The 19,899-nt window shown below is 58.2% G+C and carries 18 protein-coding genes and 1 pseudogene; 12 read left to right on the top strand and 7 right to left on the bottom strand.

What is annotated here, in order from left to right; translation table 11 throughout:
- Positions 1 to 12: 12 nt before the first annotated feature.
- Genes ccoO through HYP802_RS0111130 form a run of 8 tightly spaced genes read left to right on the top strand, consistent with a single transcriptional unit; the run spans position 13 to position 6,946 of the window.
- Complete coding sequence (gene ccoO, locus HYP802_RS0111165) at positions 13 to 747, top strand: cytochrome-c oxidase, cbb3-type subunit II (RefSeq protein WP_013947357.1); 735 nt, start codon at positions 13 to 15, stop codon at positions 745 to 747.
- 4 nt (positions 748 to 751) lie between these two features.
- Positions 752 to 919, top strand: coding sequence for a cbb3-type cytochrome c oxidase subunit 3 (locus tag HYP802_RS23840; RefSeq protein ID WP_013947356.1), 168 nt, complete (start codon positions 752 to 754; stop codon positions 917 to 919).
- A 6-nt stretch (positions 920 to 925) separates the two neighbouring features.
- Positions 926 to 1,864: a cytochrome-c oxidase, cbb3-type subunit III gene (ccoP, locus tag HYP802_RS0111155; protein ID WP_013947355.1), complete on the top strand. Its 939-nt coding sequence runs from the start codon at positions 926 to 928 to the stop codon at positions 1,862 to 1,864.
- Positions 1,861 to 3,348: a cytochrome c oxidase accessory protein CcoG gene (gene ccoG, locus HYP802_RS0111150; RefSeq protein ID WP_013947354.1), complete on the top strand. Its 1,488-nt coding sequence runs from the start codon at positions 1,861 to 1,863 to the stop codon at positions 3,346 to 3,348. Before ccoP ends, ccoG begins: the two co-directional genes overlap by 4 nt.
- A gap of 11 nt (positions 3,349 to 3,359) precedes the next feature.
- Positions 3,360 to 3,863, top strand: coding sequence for a FixH family protein (locus HYP802_RS0111145; protein WP_029670929.1), 504 nt, complete (start codon positions 3,360 to 3,362; stop codon positions 3,861 to 3,863).
- Positions 3,848 to 6,082: a heavy metal translocating P-type ATPase gene (locus HYP802_RS0111140; RefSeq protein WP_024275735.1), complete on the top strand. Its 2,235-nt coding sequence runs from the start codon at positions 3,848 to 3,850 to the stop codon at positions 6,080 to 6,082. The genes HYP802_RS0111145 and HYP802_RS0111140 overlap by 16 nt, the downstream gene beginning before the upstream one ends.
- Complete coding sequence (gene ccoS, locus HYP802_RS0111135; RefSeq protein WP_024275734.1) at positions 6,079 to 6,264, top strand: cbb3-type cytochrome oxidase assembly protein CcoS; 186 nt, start codon at positions 6,079 to 6,081, stop codon at positions 6,262 to 6,264. Before HYP802_RS0111140 ends, ccoS begins: the two co-directional genes overlap by 4 nt.
- A complete protein-coding gene (locus HYP802_RS0111130; protein ID WP_024275733.1) occupies positions 6,257 to 6,946 on the top strand; it encodes a sulfite exporter TauE/SafE family protein in 690 nt (229 codons plus the stop codon). The genes ccoS and HYP802_RS0111130 overlap by 8 nt, the downstream gene beginning before the upstream one ends.
- A 332-nt stretch (positions 6,947 to 7,278) precedes the next feature.
- On the opposite strand, the gene HYP802_RS0111125 is transcribed toward HYP802_RS0111130, so the two are convergent.
- The 4 genes from HYP802_RS0111125 to HYP802_RS0111110 all read right to left on the bottom strand — a co-directional run bounded on the left by HYP802_RS0111125 (position 7,279) and on the right by HYP802_RS0111110 (position 11,322).
- Complete coding sequence (locus HYP802_RS0111125) at positions 7,279 to 7,908, bottom strand: hypothetical protein (protein ID WP_024275732.1); 630 nt, start codon at positions 7,906 to 7,908, stop codon at positions 7,279 to 7,281.
- A 9-nt stretch (positions 7,909 to 7,917) separates the two neighbouring features.
- Positions 7,918 to 10,068 (bottom strand): molybdopterin cofactor-binding domain-containing protein, encoded by a 2,151-nt coding sequence (locus HYP802_RS0111120; RefSeq protein WP_245261489.1) that lies wholly within the window; start codon positions 10,066 to 10,068, stop codon positions 7,918 to 7,920.
- A 106-nt stretch (positions 10,069 to 10,174) separates the two neighbouring features.
- Positions 10,175 to 10,636 (bottom strand): (2Fe-2S)-binding protein, encoded by a 462-nt coding sequence (locus HYP802_RS0111115; RefSeq protein WP_013947347.1) that lies wholly within the window; start codon positions 10,634 to 10,636, stop codon positions 10,175 to 10,177.
- Positions 10,633 to 11,322 carry a type 1 glutamine amidotransferase domain-containing protein gene (locus HYP802_RS0111110; RefSeq protein ID WP_024275729.1) on the bottom strand — a complete coding sequence of 230 codons (690 nt, stop codon included), beginning with the start codon at positions 11,320 to 11,322 and terminating at the stop codon, positions 10,633 to 10,635. Before HYP802_RS0111110 ends, HYP802_RS0111115 begins: the two co-directional genes overlap by 4 nt.
- Before the next feature lie 422 nt (positions 11,323 to 11,744).
- On the opposite strand from HYP802_RS0111110, the gene HYP802_RS0111105 reads away from it, so the two are divergent.
- Positions 11,745 to 12,200 (top strand): heme-binding protein, encoded by a 456-nt coding sequence (locus HYP802_RS0111105; protein ID WP_013947345.1) that lies wholly within the window; start codon positions 11,745 to 11,747, stop codon positions 12,198 to 12,200.
- Between the two features lie 58 nt (positions 12,201 to 12,258).
- Positions 12,259 to 13,164 carry a DMT family transporter gene (locus HYP802_RS0111100; RefSeq protein ID WP_013947344.1) on the top strand — a complete coding sequence of 302 codons (906 nt, stop codon included), beginning with the start codon at positions 12,259 to 12,261 and terminating at the stop codon, positions 13,162 to 13,164.
- A gap of 12 nt (positions 13,165 to 13,176) precedes the next feature.
- Here the strand turns inward: HYP802_RS0111100 and HYP802_RS0111095 are convergent, their stop codons facing one another.
- From HYP802_RS0111095 to HYP802_RS23985, 3 genes and pseudogenes are all read right to left on the bottom strand, one after another.
- Positions 13,177 to 14,295 carry an MFS transporter gene (locus tag HYP802_RS0111095; RefSeq protein ID WP_035575772.1) on the bottom strand — a complete coding sequence of 373 codons (1,119 nt, stop codon included), beginning with the start codon at positions 14,293 to 14,295 and terminating at the stop codon, positions 13,177 to 13,179.
- Between the two features lie 163 nt (positions 14,296 to 14,458).
- A complete protein-coding gene (locus HYP802_RS0111090) occupies positions 14,459 to 16,708 on the bottom strand; it encodes a transcriptional regulator (RefSeq protein ID WP_245261537.1) in 2,250 nt (749 codons plus the stop codon).
- Positions 16,709 to 17,014: 306 nt separating this feature from the next.
- Positions 17,015 to 17,332, bottom strand: a pseudogene (locus HYP802_RS23985) (winged helix-turn-helix domain-containing protein); the annotation flags it as partial.
- A 373-nt stretch (positions 17,333 to 17,705) separates the two neighbouring features.
- Here HYP802_RS23985 and HYP802_RS0111085 point away from each other — a divergent pair.
- Entirely contained in the window at positions 17,706 to 19,148 is a 1,443-nt protein-coding gene (locus HYP802_RS0111085; protein WP_013947914.1) for an IS1182 family transposase, read from the top strand.
- A gap of 263 nt (positions 19,149 to 19,411) precedes the next feature.
- The gene (locus HYP802_RS22900) at positions 19,412 to 19,891 is read left to right on the top strand and encodes a DNA cytosine methyltransferase (protein WP_013947339.1); all 480 of its coding nucleotides are present in this window, start codon (positions 19,412 to 19,414) and stop codon (positions 19,889 to 19,891) included.
- The last annotated feature ends 8 nt before the right edge of the window (positions 19,892 to 19,899 follow it).

Genomic DNA, 19,899 nt, shown 5'->3' with positions numbered 1-19,899 from the left:
CGGGAGCAAACCATGAACCACGCTATTTTTGAGAAGAACTCCCTCATCCTTTTGATTGGCGCGCTGATCGTCGTCTCTATCGGAGGCATCGTCGAAATCGCACCGCTCTTCATGTTGCGGTCGACCATCGAAAAGGTTGAAGGCATGCGCCCGTATTCGCCGTTGGAACTCGCTGGCCGCGATATCTACGTGCGCGAAGGCTGCTATAACTGCCACAGCCAGATGATCCGCTCCTTGCGCGACGAGATCGAGCGTTACGGCCATTACTCGCTCGCCGCCGAAAGCATGTACGATCACCCGTTCCAATGGGGATCGAAGCGTAACGGTCCGGACCTCGCCCGCGTTGGCGGGAAGTATTCCGACGCTTGGCACGTCGAGCACATGCGAGATCCACGCTCGGTCGTTCCCGCTTCCATTATGCCGGGCTATCCGTTCCTGGAAAAAACGCCCCTCAACTATGACAACATCGCCGCGCGCATGAAGACGTTGCAAGAGGTCGGGGTGCCTTACAGCGACGACATGATCGCCAATGCAAAGGCCGACGTCCTCGCTCAGATCTCTCCCGATACAACCGGAGCGAAGGCGCTGGTTCAACGCTATCCGAAGGCGCAGGTCAGAAGGTTCGACGGTCAGCCCGGCGATGACGTTCCGCCGAGTGAGCTCGATGCCGTCGTCGCCTATCTGCAGATGCTCGGCACGCTTGTCGATTTCACGAAATTCGACGCCAGCGGGCCCAACTTGCGGTGAGACCATGACTTACGATGAAGCACAGGTCGTCTCGCAACTCGTGTCGATGGCGATTTTCATGGCTCTTCTCGTCGCGGCATTCGTCTACGCGTTTCGCTCGTCCAACAAAGCAAAGTTCGAGCACGTGGCGAAAGCAGCAATCGATCAGGACGACAAGCTAGAAAAGCAGTGACAGCCCATGGCGAGCGAGAAGCGCATCGACGAAGTAACGGGCGCCGAAACCACGGGACACGTGTGGGACGGCGACCTGATGGAGCTCAACAAGCCACTACCCCGGTGGTGGCTCTACACGTTCTACGCGTGTATCGTCTGGGCGTTCGGCTATTGGCTCGTCTATCCGGCTTGGCCGATGCTAAACGGCTATACGAAGGGGTTGTTCGGTTACAGCCAGCGCGGTGAGGTCGCAAAAGACGTCGCGTCAGCAAAGGCAGCGCAAGATAAATATCGCGCCGCGATCGCCGCGATGCCGATTGCCGACATAAAGAAGAATCCCGAGCTATTCGAATTCGCTCGCGATGGCGGCGCCGCGATTTTCGGCGACAACTGCGCCCCATGCCACGGTCGTGGTGCGCAAGGCGCCATTGGGTATCCCAATCTCAACGACGACGATTGGCTGTGGGGCGGCGATCTTGAAAGCATCCAAAAGACGATTACGCACGGCGCAAGGTCCGGCGATCCCGAAACCCACTATACGGCTATGCCACGGTTCGGTCTCGACAAGATCCTCGAGCCAGCTCAGATCCGCGACCTCGCCAATTATGTTCGTTCGCTCTCGCATCTTGATGTCGATGCCGCGGCCGCCTCGCGAGGTGCTGCGCTATTCGCAGACAACTGTGCGGCGTGTCACGGTGCCGACGGCAAAGGCAACACCGACGTCGGTGCGCCGAATCTAACCGATGCTATCTGGCTTTATGGCAGCAGCCAGCAAGCGGTCGTGCGTAGCATCGAGACCGGCCGTGGCGGCATGATGCCGGCGTGGAACGGTCGCCTGGATCCCGTGGATATCAAGATGGTCGCGCTCTACGTCCATTCGCTCGGCGGCGGAAAACCCGAGCCGAAAAAAGACGACGAGGGCGAGGCCGAACATAAGGAAGAGGGCCATGAGGCGCCCAAATGACGATGATGGGCGAACATAACAAGTTCATAGCTGATACGGACAACAGATCGTCCGGCGCGAAAGCCGCTGCGTCCAAGACAAGCGCTTACGCATCACATCGAAAGATATATCCGAAGGAAGCGCACGGCACCTTCCGCGCCATCAAATGGGTGGCCTTAGGGCTCACGCTCGGCGTTTATTACATGTTGCCGTGGTTCAGATGGGATCGTGGACCGGGCCTTCCTAATCAAGCTTTTCTGCTCGACTTTGCCAATCAGCGCCTGCTGTTCGGACCGATCGAGATCTGGGCGCAGGAATTCTATTATGTGACGGGGCTGCTCGTTATCTCGGCCCTCTCGCTTTTTCTTGTGACCGCAATCGCTGGGCGCATGTGGTGCGGATATGCCTGCCCGCAGACAGTCTGGACGGATCTGATGATCGCTGTCGAGCGGTTCTGGCAGGGCGACCGCAATGCGCGCCTGCGTCTCGATCAGAGCGGCTGGTCATTCGAAAAGCTCTGGAAGAAAGCGGCGACGCATCTGACCTGGGGGTTCATTGCTATCGCGACAGGAGGGGCTTTCGTCTTTTACTTTCGCGACGCGCCGACGCTCGCGGCCGAGCTCGTGCATGGGACTGCTTCGCCAATAGCATATGCTTTTGTCGGCGTGTTCGCCTTCACGACTTATATACTTGGTGGCATTGCGCGGGAGCAGGTCTGTATCTACATGTGCCCGTGGCCACGCATCCAAGGAGCAATGCTAGATCACGATTCCCTCTTCATTTCGTATCGCGAGGTTCGCGGCGAGCCGCGCGGATCACATAAGCGCGATGAAAGCTGGGAAGGGAGGGGCGACTGCGTCGACTGCAAGGCTTGCGTCGCCGTCTGTCCGACGGGCATTGACATCCGCGACGGCGCGCAGCTCGAGTGTATTCAATGCGCGCTATGCATAGATGCATGCGACGAGATCATGGATCGCGTGGGTCGTCCGCGCGGATTGATCGCCTATACGACGGCTGCCAACCTTGCGAACGCTACCAAAGGTCCTCGTGACGGATGGCGGATCGTACGGCCGCGAACGATCCTCTATTCGGTCCTGATTGTTGCAGTCGGAGGCCTGATGGTCTGGTCGCTGCTCAATCGCGCCGATACACAGCTAAGTGTCGCGCCCGATCGCAATCCGCTGTTCGTTACGCTGAGCGACGGCGGTCTGCGCGATGGTTATACGGTGAAGATCACCAACAAGCTCCAAGCGACACGGCATTTCAAAATTTCCGTTTTAGGTCTCGAGAGAGCCCAGCTCCAGTTCGTGGAATTCGACGAACAGGACCCGGTGATCGACGTCAAACCCGCGGAGGTTCGGGCGGTGAAGTTCTTCGTCTTGATCGAGCCATCGGAACGGAGAGAACTCAAAGGAGATTCGACACCCATCACGATTACTGTAACGGACACTGCAACAGGTCACACAACTTCACGTTCGACGACGTTCAGCGGGCCACCGTCATGAAACAAGCTGCCATGAAACAAGCCCTTCCGGTACGAAGTGGGATCAATGGCTGGCACGTGCTTTTCGGCATGATTGCCTTCTTTGTCACCGTCACTGCGGTCGACAGCGTGATGATCTACGATGCCATTTCGACCTTCGGAGGCGACACGCCTGACGCTTACCGGACGGGCCTGCGTTACAACCAGCGCATCGCCGACGAGCGCCGGCAGGATGAGCTCGGTTGGACGGAAGCAACAAAATTCGACAGCGCCACCGGTGTCTTCAGTGTCACGCTGAAAGATCGCGAGGGACGTAGCATCGACGATCTGCAAATCAGCGGAAGCATCGGCCGTCCCGCCACGGACGTGGCGGATCGCAATCTCGTTCTCGCCTCCCTTGGAGAGGGAGTCTACACGGTCACATTGCCGAATTTGGCCGAAGGTAACTGGGACGTTTCCTTGTTCGTCAGCCAGGGCGATACCGGCCAAAAGAGCGTCGTTTATCGATCCAAGGTGCGGCTATGGAAGCAGCCCTGATCAATTCACTATCGCCGCAACGACGCGCGCCGGCTGATAACACAACGGCGAACGTCGAGACGATAACGTTGTCTGTCCCGGATATCGTCTGCGGAACATGCATCCACACCGTAGAGACGGCGCTGAGAAGCGTTCGAGGCGTTTCAGCGTCCCGAGCCAACCTCGCTTTGCGCCGCGTCACGGTCACTCTCTGCCGTCAGACGGACGGCTCGAGTCCCGATGTGCCTGAGCTCGTCGCGGCGTTAAAGGCCGTAGGCTACACAGCCGCGGAGCTTGTCGAAGGCGCCGAAACGTCCGCCTCGCGCGGGCGAACGAGCGAGCTCATTCCCCGCCTCGGCGTTGCAGGATTCGCAGCGGCCAATATCATGCTGCTATCCGTGTCTGTCTGGTCGGGCGAAGTGTCCGATATGGACAGCTCGGTCCGCGATCTCTTTCATTGGGTATCGGCGCTTATAGCCCTGCCAGCCATCGCCTATGCCGGGCAGCCATTCTTCCGCTCGGCTTTCTCGGCTCTGAGCGCCCGCCGCCTCAACATGGATGTGCCGATCACTCTCGGTATCATCCTCGCGACGGCGATGAGCCTATTCCAGACGATACGCGGCTCCGACCAAGTCTATTTCGATGCCGCGACGACACTCGTCTTCTTCCTTTTAATCGGCCGGGCGCTTGACGAAAGCATGCGCATGCGCGCCAGAGGGGCCGCGGAAAATCTGCTGAGCCTTCGCGCCATGAGCGCGACCGTGGTTTCCGAAGACGGCTCGGTGCGCTTGCTTCCCGCACGCACCCTTTTGCCTGGTATGCGCGTCGCCGTTGCCGCTGGAGAGCGTATCCCTGCCGACGGCATCGTTGTCTCAGGCGTCAGCGAAGTCGACGAGAGTTTGATCACCGGCGAAACCGTACCGCGGAGCGTCACGTCGGGCGCTCACGTTCACGCCGGCACCGTCAACGGCGGCGGAACTTTGCACATTCGTGTCAGCGTCACAGATGAGAACACGTTGCTCGCCGAAATCGGTCGCCTGATGCTCTCGGCCGAGCAAAGCCGCGGTCGCTATGTGCGGCTCGCCGACAGGGCGGCTCAGCTCTACGCACCAGCCGTTCACGTTCTCGGGCTATTGACGTTCACGATGTGGATGATGCTTGGAAGCGGATGGGAAGTTTCGCTCACTCACGCCATCGCGGTGTTGATCATAACGTGCCCGTGCGCGTTGGCGCTCGCGGTGCCTGCGGTTCAGGTCGCGGCGATCAGCAGGCTCTTCAGTCGCGGCGTCATCGTGAAGGCGGCCGATGGTCTCGAGCGGATGAGCGAAATCGACAGCGTGGTCTTCGACAAGACGGGTACGTTGACACTCGAGCAGATCGCGCTGGCCGACGACCAGAATATCGAGTCTGGCCTTCTGGCTCGCGTTGCTTCACTCGCAGCTGCGAGCCGACATCCCTATGCGCAAGCCATCGTTCGCGCCGCGCATGACCGCGGGATCGCCATCAACGCGATCGAGGGCGTCCGCGAGGTTCCGGGCTCCGGGCTTTCATATGTCGGGGACGGACGCGAAGAGCGGCTCGGCTCGGCGCATTGGGCCGGCGCCGCTATCAATCAGAATGTCGAGGCCTCTCTCTGGTATAGGTCTGCCGATGAAGCGGTGATCGGCTTCCGTTTCATCGATCGCATTCGGCCCGACGCGCGTGAGACGGTCAAAACACTGAGAGATGCCGGCTATGCCGTCGAATTGCTGTCAGGCGACCGGCCGCAAGCCGTCGCGCGCGCCGCAACCGCGTGCGCGATATCCGATTGGCAGGGAGCGCTGCGTCCGTCCGACAAGCTTCAGCGCATTGGCGATTTACGCGCGAATGGTCACAAGGCGCTGATGGTTGGCGACGGACTGAACGATGCCCCCGCACTGGCGGCGGGATATGCCTCGATGTCGCCCGCCTCGGCCATGGATATCAGTCAGGCGGCGGCAGATGCCGTATTTCAAGGCGATCGCTTGGGCCCGATTATCGAAACACTGAAGGTTGCGCAGGCGGCACGCCGAATGGCTTTGCAAAATTTTGCGATCGCGATTGGGTACAACGCTGTCTTCGTTCCGATTGCGATGCTCGGACATGTGACGCCCTTGGTCGCTGCGCTCTCTATGTCGACATCGTCGATCGTCGTAACCACAAACGCGCTCCGTCTTAGGACAAAGAAACTTCGTCTGCGGCCAGTCAGGAGGAGCGCATGACATCTCTCGCGTGGCTTATACCGGCAGCATTAACGCTCGGTCTCATGGGACTTGGCGGTTTTTTATGGGCGCTGCGCGACGGCCAGTTCGAAGATCTGGAGGGTGCCGGTTGGCGCGCCCTGGATGATGGAGAGCCTGCGAACACGGCCGTGCAGGAAGAACCTACGGACCGCCATGCCTGAGTCGCTGCTCATATCGGGTTTCGCATTCGGGCTTGCGGGCGCTCTTCATTGTGCGGCGATGTGCGGTGGCATAGCGTGCGGCGCGTTGCTGCTGCTCGACGCACCGACACCCAAAGAGCGATATCGGCAATTGGCCATCATGCAGGCTGGCCGCATCACGACGTACGCAACCTTAGGCGCAGTCGGAGGCGCAATCGGCGCCGGACTTGCAGCACGCCGAGGCGGAATAAGCTTCGAGATCATGCAATGGGCCGCCGCCGTCTCTCTAATTTGGATGGGGCTCGTTCTTGCCGGTGCTATGCCACGTCTTTCTTTCCTGGACCGCGGAGTGTCTTACCTCGCCCAAGGGTTTGATACGATCGCTGCGCCACTCAGAACGAGGCGAACGGCCGGACCATACGTGTTAGGCGTCGCGTGGGGGCTCAATGCCTGTCCGATGCTCTACGGGGCGGTATTCTTTTCTTCGCTGACAGGTTCTGCCCTTCACGGATTTCTATTCATGACCGGATTTGGGCTTGGCACATTACCGGCTGTCTTTGCTGCCGCGAGTGGTTTGACCTTCCTGCGCACGATAAACGCCAAATGGCCTGTGCGGTTCGCAGCTGGCATGGCCTTAGCCCTAGCCGGATTTGCGACCATCTATGTGCCCTGGCCAGCTATCAAGGGAATCTGCTTGCATTGAGACCGAAGCAGAAGGCCGGTCTTTAGCCAAAGCAGACATCCGCAAAAACTGCGAAAATACCTGCTGACGTACTCCGCCGATGAACGCTATCTCTGCTTTGTGGAAGTCAGACAGCGTCGGCTTTATCCCATTTGCGGACATTTAACTCTGCTTCACAAAGCGGCCGAACGCGTTTTTGTGCAGGTCTGCTTTCGAATGAAGAGCAGAAGTAATCGGGTTTGCGTAATTTTCTGCTTCTGGCCCAGAGCAGACATCATATCTTCATGCTTGAGCAGTTCCTTAGCGGCGCGAGTAGAGTTGTAGGGACCCGGCTGGCCGATTCACCCTTCTGATCAGTCGGGACACGGCTGCCCCGCAGCTCCCCAGAGGGCCATATCTTTCACATGATCCTCAAACGTCCCCGGTGGGATCGGACGCCCCGTGGGCTCCCAGCTTCGGGGAATAAATCCATTCAGTGATGCATCATGCCTTAAGTGCGCGAGAAGTCCCGCAGCGTCGCGGCCACCATTGCGCTTCGGATCCCGGAGCTGCGCACAAATCTCCGCGCCGCTTTTGCCGAACCAAATGAATTCGACCGGCGCAAGCTGCCAGTCGATGCCAGCGTGCGGCGGCGCCGGCGCGGCGTCATTGGGCACCGTCGAGGTTACGTGGCAGGTCTGGCAAACCAGCGCCTCAGCCCCGATACGACTTTCTCCGCCATGGATGTTCATACCGTGAACGCGAGACTTGCTCTCGCCTGCCGGCGTCCAAATCGGTATAGCTTTGGCATCAACATGACAGTTGGCGCAACGAGGATGCGTGACCACCGCCTCGATGCGCTTCCACGCTTCGAGGCCGTCGGTGCGGCTGACACTTCCAGCCGGCAGAGCATCCTTGTTCGTTTCGCCTTCGGCAAAGACATATCCCGCCAGCGCGGCCATAGATGAAGTGGCCAAGACCATCGCGACCCAAGCTCTTTCCATAACCGGCCCTCATACGAAGTCGATGAACTTGTTGAACGGCATTTCCCGGATACGCTTTCCCGTCGCAGCAAAAATGGCGTTTGCAAGTGCTGGCGCTGCTGGCGGAACTGGCGGTTCTCCGATGCCCCTGACCTTCGGTCCGTTTTCCAATCCACGAACGTGGATGACCGGACATTGATAGATCCGCATCGCCTCGTGATGATTGTAGTTGGTCTGCTGCACGGAGCCGTTTGCGTACGTAAGTTCACAATTGATCGCGTGACCTAATCCCCAGACGACGCCGCCTTGAACTTGGTTTTCAAAGTTGACCGGGTCGACGACCTTACCGACTTCGGCCGCAACCCAAACGTTCTCGATTTTGATGCCCCGATCGGTCACCGAGACTTCGATAACTTCCGCGGTCGCCGTGCCAAATGACTCGACGAATGCCACCCCCCTCCCTTTGCCATTGCCGAGCGGACCCTTCCAATCCGACATCTCGGCAACCGCTTCCAATACCTTGCGATGCGTAGGAACAGTGCACATCTCGATGCGCGCATCGAGCGGGTCGAGACCGGCTACATGTATCAATTCATCAAAGAAGCTCTCCGTGAAGAAGCCAGCTGTGGAGGCTCCCACCGATCGCCAAGTTGTACATGGCGACAGCCCCTTGGCTTCGTAGGTCGTCGCCCGAAAATTCGGGATGTCGTAATACACGTTCCACAGGCCGGCAGCTAATTGGGCGTCAGGATCCTTCGATGGTATGAGGCTTCGCTCCAGCAAGCCGTTCAAGGGAGCCGTCGACGCCAATTTGAGATCTGCGGCGACGATCTTATTCCCGTCGACACTCCCGCTGTGACGGGCGATCGCAATCTGTCGGGGAATGTCCTGCCGGAAATCCTCTTCGCGCGAGAAGATGAGTTTCACCGGCGTGCCGGGCATTTGGCTTGCGATTTCGGCCAAGACCGGGACATTCCCGTATTCAAGCCGGTGCCCGAAGCTGCCGCCGGTCCACTGATTGTGAAAAGTCACCTTTTCCGGCTTCAAGCCGATCGCGTCAGCCGCAACGTTCTGGACCAATTGTGGGCTCTGATGACCGAACCATAATTCCAGTTTGTCGTCTTTGAAGAGGCCGATGCCGTTGAGCGGCTCGAGGGGCTGGTGTGCCACGTATGGTGCGCGATACTCGGCTTCAACGTGTGTACCACCCTTCAATCCCGTCTCGATATCACCGACCTTGCGCCACTCCTTTCCCAAAAACTCCGGCTTGAACGAACTCTCTAGGTTTTTCCAATGATCGGCTTGCTCGGCAGGATACGCAGAGGGTGCCCACTCGCAATCGATCACCTCGACAGCTCGCATCGCGTACCAGCTATTTGTTGCGATGACAGCGACACCATTTTTAATTTCCAGGATCTTCTTTACGCCCGGCATCGATTGAGCCTTGCTGGCGTCGTACGATTTCAAAGGTTGACCCTTGTTCGGGTTTAGCTTGACGGAGGCAAAAACCATCCCGTCCATTTTCATATCGATCCCGAACTTCATCTCGCCAGTCACTTTCGATCGAACGTCGAGTCGCGTCATGGGCTTGCCCAGCATTCGCCACTTAGACGGATCGCGTAGTTCGGCGTTCACGATAGGCGGGATTTTCGCGGCGTCCGCCGAAAGGTCCACGTAAGGGATTTTGGTTCCGTCTGGCAGGATAACATGGCCGGATTGCGTGCGAAGCTCACCGGCAGTGACGCCCGAACGCTTCGCCGCCGCGGCTTTTAGAGTCTCTCGCGCAATCGCGCCGGCGACCCGAAGTTTTTCATATGTGTCGGGCACGGTGCTCGAACCGCCCGTCATCTGAAGCCCTGTTTTTCTCAAGTACTCGAGCGTATTGGCTCGAGCTTTTTCTGCCGCTGGACTTTGGTCTGCCGCCAGAAATGGTGCGAATTCATCCGCAAAACCGGTATTGAAATAAGCAGGACTTGGGCTAGCAAACCTGATTTCGAATTGGCCTGGATCGAGGTCCATTTCCTCGGCAATCATGTAAGGTTGCACGGAGCCAACGCCTTGACCGATATCGGCATGCTGCGCGATCAACGTAATTTTATTAGGGCTGATTTCCACCCATGGGTTGAAAGTTACGGCATCTGGCGCAAGCCCAGCTGTTAACGGATTGCCGCTTGAAGTCATGAGGATGGCTTCGGCAGCCGCATACGATCCGAAGGCGACTCCGCCCGCGACAGCCGCAGAACCGAAAACGAAAGCCCTGCGTGAAAGGTTTTGAACCTCGCCCATCTCACTTCTCCGCCATTTTTGCAGCGGCAGAGTGAATGGCCGCACGGATACGCGGATATGTTCCGCAGCGGCAGAGGTTTCCTGACATCACCTCATTGATATCTTCGTCGGTCGGCTTCGGGATCAATTCAAGAAGCGAAATGGCTTGCATAATCTGCCCAGTTTGGCAGTAGCCGCATTGAGGAACCTGATGCTCAATCCAGGCTTGGAGCACTGGATGCTGCTCACCCTTATCCACCCCATCAATCGTGGTGATTGCCTTTCCCGCAACATCGCCTATGTGGGCTTGGCAGGAGCGAACAGCGCTTCCGTCTATGTGCACCGTGCAGGCCCCACACTGAGCCACGCCGCATCCATACTTGGCACTCGTGACACCAAGTTCATCGCGCAACACCCAGAGCAAAGGCATTTCGGGGATAACGTCGACCTGGTGCTTTGTGCCGTTGACCGTAATCTCGATCATGTCATCTCCCTTTGGTTGGTGTGTCCGAGGGCGGTGAGCAATTCTTTTGCCAGTGGTCCCGCCGAAGCAGGGTTCTGACCGGTGATGAGACGACCATCGACGACGACCTTAGGCTGCCAGTTGTCTGTAGATGAGTACTCGGCACCCTCTGCTATCAACGCGTCCTCGAGTTCGTAGGGCACATCCTCACGAGCGTAATCGTGCTCTTCTTTCTTCGAGAATGCCGTTAGCTTCTTGCCCCGCACGAACGGCGCGCCATCGCCGAGATCCACGCCGAGAAGGCAGCAAGGTCCGTGGCAAACCGCGGTCACGAGCTTGCCCGTGCTCCAGGCGCGTACGACGGCCTTCTGGACGTCCGCATTGTGCTGGATGTCGACCATCGGCCCCAGACCGCCGGGCACGAGGATCGCGTCGTAGTCCGCGGCGTCCACCTCGGACAACTTGCGGCTGCGATTCAACCGACGGAACGCCTTGCTCTCAAAAAACGCCTTTTGCGCGGGGTCTTTCTCATCATAGGCATCATAAGGAGTCCATCCACCAGCGGGTGAGGCGAACTCGATTGCTATACCGGCCTTGTCGAGTACATCGAACGGGTGAGCGACCTCTGCGAAGAAAAAACCAGTCTTACGACTGCGCGGACCAAGGGCAGCCGCGTTAGTGACGATGAACAGGACATGCAGCGTCACAGCCTTCTCCTCGATTGAAGAATTCGCAGCCACCTCCATGGCGACGAGCTTCCTGCTGCTGATGAAATCACATCCGACCGCCGTTGCTCTGAACTCTCTCGGACGAATGAGTTGCGTATGTAGAAAGCGCCCTCAGTTGCTCCTGAGGTCATTTCCAATCGCGGCGAATGTACCCCAGAAACGAAACGGCGACCGGTTAAACCGGGTTAAATCGTGCGATTGCTGCCTGTAATGAAGGGAATCCCCCTATCAGACTGCTCGCTCGGCGGCTTTTTTACCTAGATTAACTGGCGCCCTTAACCCGCTTGCCCCAGCTTAGGTGCACCGGCTCTTGCCCGGACACACGCCCGAAGCGTGACAATGCACACGATGCTCACACAGAAGACGAGGAGCCAACGAGGCGCGCCGCAAGTGAGAACGAGATGCCTAGATCCTATCAAACTCTGACGCTTGAGGATGCGAAGCGGATGTCGTCTGCCGGTGAGGCAATGGCTACACGCCTGGGAATTGCCTACAACATCGCCGTGGTCGATGCCGGAGGACACTTACTTGCTTTTGTTCGTCAGGATGGAGCTCTCATAGGCAGCATCGATCTCGCAATCGACAAAGCTGTGACCTCTCGAATTTTCGATAAATCGACTGCGGAGCTCGCAACTCTGGCGGCTCCGGGAAAACCTCTGTTCGGCATTCACCAAAGCAATTCCGGCAAGGTTGTGATTTTCGGCGGCGGCCTTCCAGTTACGATCGATGGGACCATCGTCGGCGCGGTCGGAACCAGCGCAGGCACAGTTGAGCAGGACAATGCCGTCGCCCGGGCCGCGGTTGCGGCGTTAGTTCCCCCGGCATCGTCGAGCGATCCAAATACGAGCGCCCAGTGATGAAGTTTAATGGACGGCGCCTGATACAAAGAGGGCGCCCGCCGGAGCCACGGACCTCATGTCGCTTTACTCGTTCTTGTTCGCATTATCGGGCCCGTTGCTTTGGGCAATTTCCACGCATCTCGATAAATATCTTCTCGATCAATATTTCAAAGATATCCATCCAGCGGTTTCGTTGGCCTTCACCGGGCTCGTCAATGTCGCGGCACTCCCGATTTTCTTACTCATCGACCCCCGGATATTGAATGTCGATCTCCGGACTGCTGCTGTCATGACGCTATCGGGGGGAATGCTGATGTCGGCTATCCTCTTTTATTTGATGGCATTGAAGTACAATGAGGCTTCAGTGGTTGCTCCATTCTTCCAAGCCTCACCGTTGTTCGGCATGGCACTCGCGTTCGGAGTTTTGGGGGAGCAACTCACCGGAATGCAGTTGCTGGGATCGCTCTTGACTATTGCCGGTGCCTTGGTCGTAGCGACCGTCGGCGCAGGTCGCCCCCATCACGGCCTCGCGGCGCTCATGTTGCTGTGCGCAGCGATGGCTGCGTTGAGCTCTCTAATCTTCAAGATTTTCTCTGTGGCCGGAAATTTCTGGCCGACGACATTCTGGATGTTTTTCGGAGAGGCGATATTCGGCTGCTGCTTGCTGTTCGTCGGCACATTCCGGAGAGAGCTCGTCCAGATGGTGCGAGCGAATGCAAGAGCCGTAGTGGGGATTAATCTTGTGAATGAAACCGTCAATCTCTTGGGCAGCCTTGGCATGCGGTATGCCCTCATGATTGCGCCTCTCAGCATCGTTCAAGCAATCAGCAGCACGACGAGCGTGTTCGTATTCATCATCGGCGTCGCCTTGAGCCTCATAGCGCCTCAGTGGGGTCGAGAAGACCTTTCAAGACCCGAACTGGAGAGGAAAGCTGCAGCCGCCGGATTGGTCGGTGTCGGAGTGACGTTGATCGGCCTGTGAAAGGGAGCGTGCTCAAGAACCGATTGTACCAAGACGCCGATTGACGATCATAGTGAGTACCCAAACGATAATCGTAATCGCAACGCAGATCGTTGCAAGGCCGAGGTAGCCGGCAGTCGCGATCACTGTTCCGGCGAGTAGTGGGCCCGCAGCGAAGCCGAGGAGATAGACCGACCCGCCCGCCGCCGCCCAACGACCGCTGCGGTCGAGCGCGGCCGCAAGTCCAAAAAGGTAAGGCGTCGAAAAATTGTAAATGATGACCGACACGACAAGAGCGACGACATAGGCCGTCGGGTCGCGCCAGAGGCAGAGCGTGAGCACCGCGAAAGCGAAGCCGATGCAGAAGGCCGAAATTGGCAATCCTCGTCCCCAGCGCACGTTAAGAGCAGTAGCAGTACCGGCACCCACAAGGCCCAGCGCGGAGGCGATCGTAAGCGTGTATGCGACTGCTCGGGCATCGAGACCCGCGCGCTCCCCCAATGACGTACTAAAAGCATATACGGCGGCACCGGCCGTCAGGAAAAGGCCGATCGCAGCGAGCGTCATCAGTCCGGGTAACGAGGATTGAACTGTTCTATTCGGCGCAGCCCCGTCGACACGGCTGAGATACGTATCCGGCGTTAAAAACAGAAGTGGAGCGAGGGCCAGATCGACAAGCGCGATAAGAGCAAGAATGCCGCGATGCTGGAAGGCAGCGGTAACCTCGGCTCCTATGGCAAAGAGCGCAATGCTCCCCAGCGCCCAGACAACAGTAAAGTAGCCATAGTCTTTGTCCGGATTGTTGGAGCGGGACGCTACGATAAAGAGCGATATCGCCCAAAGGGCGCCCTCGCCGACGCCGCCGACGCTGCGCAATAAAACGAGCGACGCCCACGACGTGCTGAAGATGGATGCGCCTTGGGCAAGCAACGTCAGCGTAACGGCGAAGAGGCTCGCTCGTCGCGCCGATACTCTCGGAAGCACAGGCGCGATCGCCATCGCAGTCAAAGCGAGAGTGACGAGTTCAATGGTGAGAATAAACCCGGCATCTCGTTCCGATAGCGAAAGTCCCTTCATCAACCCATCGATCACTAACGGCGACATCTGCGCGGACAATCCGCCGATCAGCTGGGCTGCTGTCGCGCCGGCCATGATGAATATCGGATGGAGCGCATCGCTTCTTGCCCGAACTCCCTGCGCGTCCGCGGGCGCTACCGTCACCTTGTCCCGAACTGGAGAAGCCCTCAATCGCGGCGATATTCCGTCCCCCTCCATCACTTCTGTCTCCGCCAAGTTCCCCTGTGGTACCGTGCCGTTACCCTAAACGGCCGTTCAGTCGATGCAAAAGCTGCGAGGCTGTTGTTAGATCCTTTGTAGTGAAGCCCTTGCTGAATTTGCGATAGACGGGATCGAGCAACGCGAGTCCATCGCTGTAGCGATCCGATTCGAGATGGTGGCTCGCAAGATCGCTCGCGATGCGCAATTCGAACGACACGGCGCCTATCTCGCGAGCCTCATCCAGCGCGACTTCAAGTAACCTCTCCGAACGGGCGGACTCGCCGCCGCGACGGAGGATTGACGCTTCAATCCGCTGCAATTCACAGCAGCACCAACGTTCGCCCTGCGAAGCCTGATGATGGAACGCTCTGGCTAGCGCGTTGCTCGCTTCATCTAACCTGCCTTGACGGGTCAGCGCATCGGCCAGGATGCCAAGTTTCATACCGATACGAGAGCAGAGACCGGACTCGATAATCCCCTCGATCGCCGTCCGCAAATCGTCGACGGCGTGCTGCTCGCCTCGTAGCTCTCGAAGCGCAGCTTCGTGAAACTGCTGATCCGGAACCCAGATCGCTATGTTCTCCAGCTCGACAATGGATTTCAATCGAGCTTGGTAGCGGTCGAGCGACACCAGGTCGCCGTTCCACAGTGAGACGGGTAACGCAGCCATAGCAATTGCATTGGATTGCGAGACCAAATGCCCAAGGCTACCGGCCTTCTCCACCGCGTCACGCGCAGTTGCTGCCGCGTAGTCCGGGTGACCGTTCATCCACGCGACAAATGGAAGGAGGGATCGTATCCCGATATAGCGGTCCACTTGGAAGCCCGCCATCCGCGATCGCCGATCGGGCTGCGCATAGGTCAAGGCAAGCCGATCGAAGACTTCCCGGCTTTCCGCCAAATGCCCCGAATAGGCCCTCGCGAGGGCCATTGCCCGTTCGTATTCGGGACTAACCGACCAATCTCGGTGACGTGAGGAAATATTACCCAGCTCCTTTAGGCTCTCGATTGCCTCGGGAATCGATCCAGTCTCAAGCAGATACAGAGAGAGCCCCAATACGGATTGCAGAATAAGGCCAACATTTCCGGAGCGTTTCGCGAGATCAATCGCAGCAATCCAAGCCTCCTGCAGCTCGGGGACGACCTTGCGTGAGTAGGCGAGATTCCATGCCCGAGCGCACGCCAGCTTTGCCTTCAATACGTCATCGCACGGGAAGGTATCTGCAGCGTCGAGTGCCAGCTCGACCTGGGCTTGCGCTTCCGAGACAAGTGAAACCTCAAACCATAACGGAATCGCGGCTACGGTAAGCCTAATGCCGAGTTCCGGCTCGCACCCTTCACCAAAAGCCCAGGCGAGTGCCGCGCGCAGGTCGGCGAGGCGATCGCGATAGCGACGAGTCCAGTCGTAAGTTTCGCGCCAATCCCATTCCACATCGGATTGCTCGAAGACCGTGAGCATCCGCCGGGCATGACAGAGGCGCGCCTGTGCCTCAATCGGATCCTCGTGGCGCCGCTGTGTTGCATAGCGCCGGGTGCTGTCCAGCAGCCGGTAACGCAGTCCCGCCCCTCTCACGTGCGCGGTAACGAGAGATTTGGCAACGAGGCCGCCTAAGCCGATGGTAACGGCGGCGGGATTCAAACCCGCCGCAATTGCGATGTCGACCACATCATCGAGTTCGAATGCGTCAGCAAAAACAGAAACGAGACGGAAGATCATTGCCTCGTCGGGCGACAAGAGCCTGAAGCTCCAGTCGATTGTCGCCAGAAGCGTCTCCTGGCGCGAATGGACCCCTTCGTTATGCTGATTGTTAAAGTTGAGATGCTCGCCGAGGGCGGCAAGCAATTCTTGTGGCGCGTTGGTCTCCAACTTTGCCGCAGCCAGTTCGATGGCAAGCGGAAGCCCGTCGAGCGAACGGCATATCTGCGCAATCGCGCCGCAATCGGCATCGATCAATTTATATTCGCTCGCCTCCGATGCCCGCCTCACAAACAAATTAAGTGCCGGAAACCGCAGTGCCTCCTCAGCAATCATTCCGTCGTCGTCGGGCGGGCAATCAAGAGGCCTTAGCCAGAAAACATTTTCAGCGGACGTCGCGAGCGGCTCGCGGCTGGTCGCGAGGAGTGTGCTCGATCCCTGTTCGGAAATCAGTCTTTGAGCGAAAATCGATGCAGCAGGGAGGATGTGTTCGCAGTTGTCCAAAACAACCAGCATGTGGCGCCGACGAAGATGGTCCAGCACCGCGGCGAGGCTATCGCTTGGATTGCCGCGAATTCCGAGCGCGTCCACGAGGACCGTCGGAACAGCCGTCGGGCTGTCGACCGTCGAGAGATCGACAAAGCATATTCCGTCCGCGCAATTCTCTTCACAGGCACGGGCCGCTTCGATCGCAACTGTCGTTTTGCCCACACCGCCGGCGCCCGCGATCGTCACATGCTTGTTCGTGCGTAGAAGGCCTAGAAGCTCTGCGATTTCTCGCTCTCGACCAATGATGTCGCTTTGGCCTGGAAGCTTGTTGGGTCCCGCGGCTGCCATAGGAAGCGGGTCCGCGATATCGAACATGCTCATTTGAACAGCAGCCACAAACCGATAACCTCTGCCCGGAATCGTGGCTACATAAGTCGGCCGCTTCTGCGTATCGCCCAAGGAGCGTCGCAGACTGTACATATTTACCTTGAGATTGCTGTCATGCACGAAAACGTCTGGCCACGTGGCGGCTATGAGCTCTTCCTTCGTCACCAACTCGCCGCTGCGTTGCACCAGCGTGGTCAAAAGGCTCAACGCGCGTGAACCGAGAGGAATTGGGACACCGTCTCGAAGGAGAAGCTGCCGACCAGGAATCAACCTGTAGCACCCGAACGAGAAAATGCGCTGAGCGCGTTCGCTGGCGGATAATTCCAGGGTCGTCTCCATTCGTCTAGCATTCGGCCAGCTACCATGCCCGCTATTTGTAAGGGTTTTAACGACTGCGAAACAAGTCGTTCCGGCGTGGCCCGGGAAAGCGGGCTGCTCAAGGCTGCAGCAGTCCAGACGCCAGAAAGCCGATGATGTTCGATTATGAACACCAACCGTCGTTCATTGAAAAGACCCTGGAATTGCGGCAGTTGATTTAACACTAAGCGGACAAAGCGATGAAGTCTGCCTTTTGCTATCCATCGGACCTTATCAGAGATCGCAAACTATCGCCGGGACAAATGCTGATGTCCGCTTTCTCGGGAGGCTGTGTGAAAACGCGCCCATTCAGACGAACAGATGTACGACTCCCGCGAGCTTGAGGAGGGATCAAATGAGGCGGTTCATCGAGGGCGCGGATCGGACGCAGGCGACGCTTCTTCCCGACACGATTGATGATTACATCGACGAAGATAACCCTGTGCGCGTAGTCGACGCCTTCGTCGATGCGCTTAAGCTCGGTACGCTTGGCTTCGACGGGGTGGTTCCTCAAGAGACGGGCCGTCCGAGCTACCATCCGGCAACGATCCTCAAGATCTACATCTACGGCTATCTCAACCAAGTGCAGTCCTCGCGTGGTCTTGAGCGCGAGTGTCGGAGGAACCTAGAACTGATCTGGCTCACGGGTCGCCTGGCTCCCGACTTCAAGACCATCGCCGACTTCCGCCGTGAGAACGGTCCGGCCATCCGCAAGGTATGCCAACAGTTCGTCGCTCTTTGTCGCGGCCTCGATCTTCTGGACGCCAGCATCGTCGCGATCGATGGCAGTAAGTTCAAAGCCGTCAATGCGAAGACTAAAAGCTTCACGCGTGAGAAACTCAAGCGGCGCCTTGGCGAGATCGATGCGGCCATTGAAAAATATCTCGTCGAGCTTGACCGTGCTGACGAAGTGGCGAGCAAGACCGGAATGTCGGTTCCCGAGGCGCGCCTCGCTCGCGCAGTCAAGAAGTTGGCCTACTGCCGGCGAGAGGCCAATGCCTTGAAGGCGATCGAACAGCGCATGGACATCAGCGGCGAGACGCAGGTCTCGCTGACCGATCCCGATGCGCGTGCGATGGCGACGACGAGCAGAAAGCCCCGCGTGATTGGCTACAATGTACAAACTGCCGTCGAGACGAAGCATCACCTTATCGTCGCGCATGAAGTGACGAACCTCGGCTACGATCGCGACGCTCTGGCGATGATGGCGCGTGCAGCGCGTGAAAAGATGTCCCGCCCCGACATCGAGGCGATTGCCGACAAGGGCTATTATAAGGGCGAGGAAATCGTCGCGTGCGAGGAAGCCGGTATCCCGGTCACGTTGCCCAAGCCACATACGTCAAACGCTGCAGCCCATGGCCGCTTCGATCGCGCCGACTTCACTTACATCGCGGACGATAATGCCTACGTCTGTCCGGCCGGCGGGCGACTGACATACCGCTTCACGAATGCAGAGGCCGGCAAGACGCTGCATTCTTACTGGACGGATGCTTGCGGAAGCTGCGCCATCAAAGGCCGGTGCACCACCAGTAAGCAACGCCGCGTCCGTCGCTGGGAGCACGAGGGCATCCTTGAACGCGTCCAGGAGCGCCTCGACGATGATCCCAATAAGATGTCGTTACGATGCCAGACCGTCGAGCACCCGTTCGGGACGATCAAGGCGTGGATGGGCGCCACTCACTTCAAGATGAAGACACTCAAGCATGTCGCCACCGAGATGGCGCTGCACGTCCTGGCCTACAATCTGAAGCGCGTGATGGCGATCCTTGGAGTACCGAAGCTGCTCAGAGCCATCTGAGGCTCTGCCCGCAGGCCGCGGCCGGGCCAGCGGGGGGCCGCATCTTCGTTCTCACACAGCCTCTCGGCAAAGCGGACATTGACGCTTACGCGCCTACGCTCGCCAGATGGGTGGAAAAACCCTCCACCAACCCACTCAAAATTAGGACGCAAGAAATTCATCCGTTGACGGATTAATCCGTTGCGGCTAGGGCCGACTCCGAGGTGTCGGATGGACACCGAAACGGCCACGCGGTGGGGACAACGCCGTGCTTCTAGAGGTGTATGGAGAAACTAAAACTTCTCGATCTTTTCAGCGGCATTGGCGGCTTCAGTCTCGGGCTTGAAGCATCCGGTTATTTTGAGCCGGTTGCCTTCTGCGAAATCGACACTTTCCCGCAAAGCGTTCTGGCGCGGCGGTTTGTTGGAGTACCAATCTATGGAGACATTCGAGCCCTCACCGCCGAGCGCCTTCGGGCAGACGGCATTATGGTCGACGCCATCTGTGGCGGCTTCCCGTGCCAAGACATCTCGGTCGTGGTGCTTGATCCGTTTGGGGGTTCCGGCACAACGGCATTGGCGGCAGAGACGACGGAACGAAAATGGATTCTAATCGAGCGCGACGAAGAATATGCAGAGAAGGCCATGGCGCGAATTCGCGATCATGTTTTGGGCGAAAGTCATCCAGCGCCAGCTAAGAAGAAGCGCACGCCAGCAGCGCTGCCGAAACCAACGCACGAGATCGCGCAGGTCAGCCTTTTTTAGAAACGTGA

The organism is Hyphomicrobium sp. 802 (assembly GCF_000526135.1).
In the GTDB taxonomy this organism is placed as follows: domain Bacteria; phylum Pseudomonadota; class Alphaproteobacteria; order Rhizobiales; family Hyphomicrobiaceae; genus Hyphomicrobium_B.
Note: the sequence above shows the minus strand (reverse complement) of the source record. Positions and strands in the feature narration are given on the sequence as shown.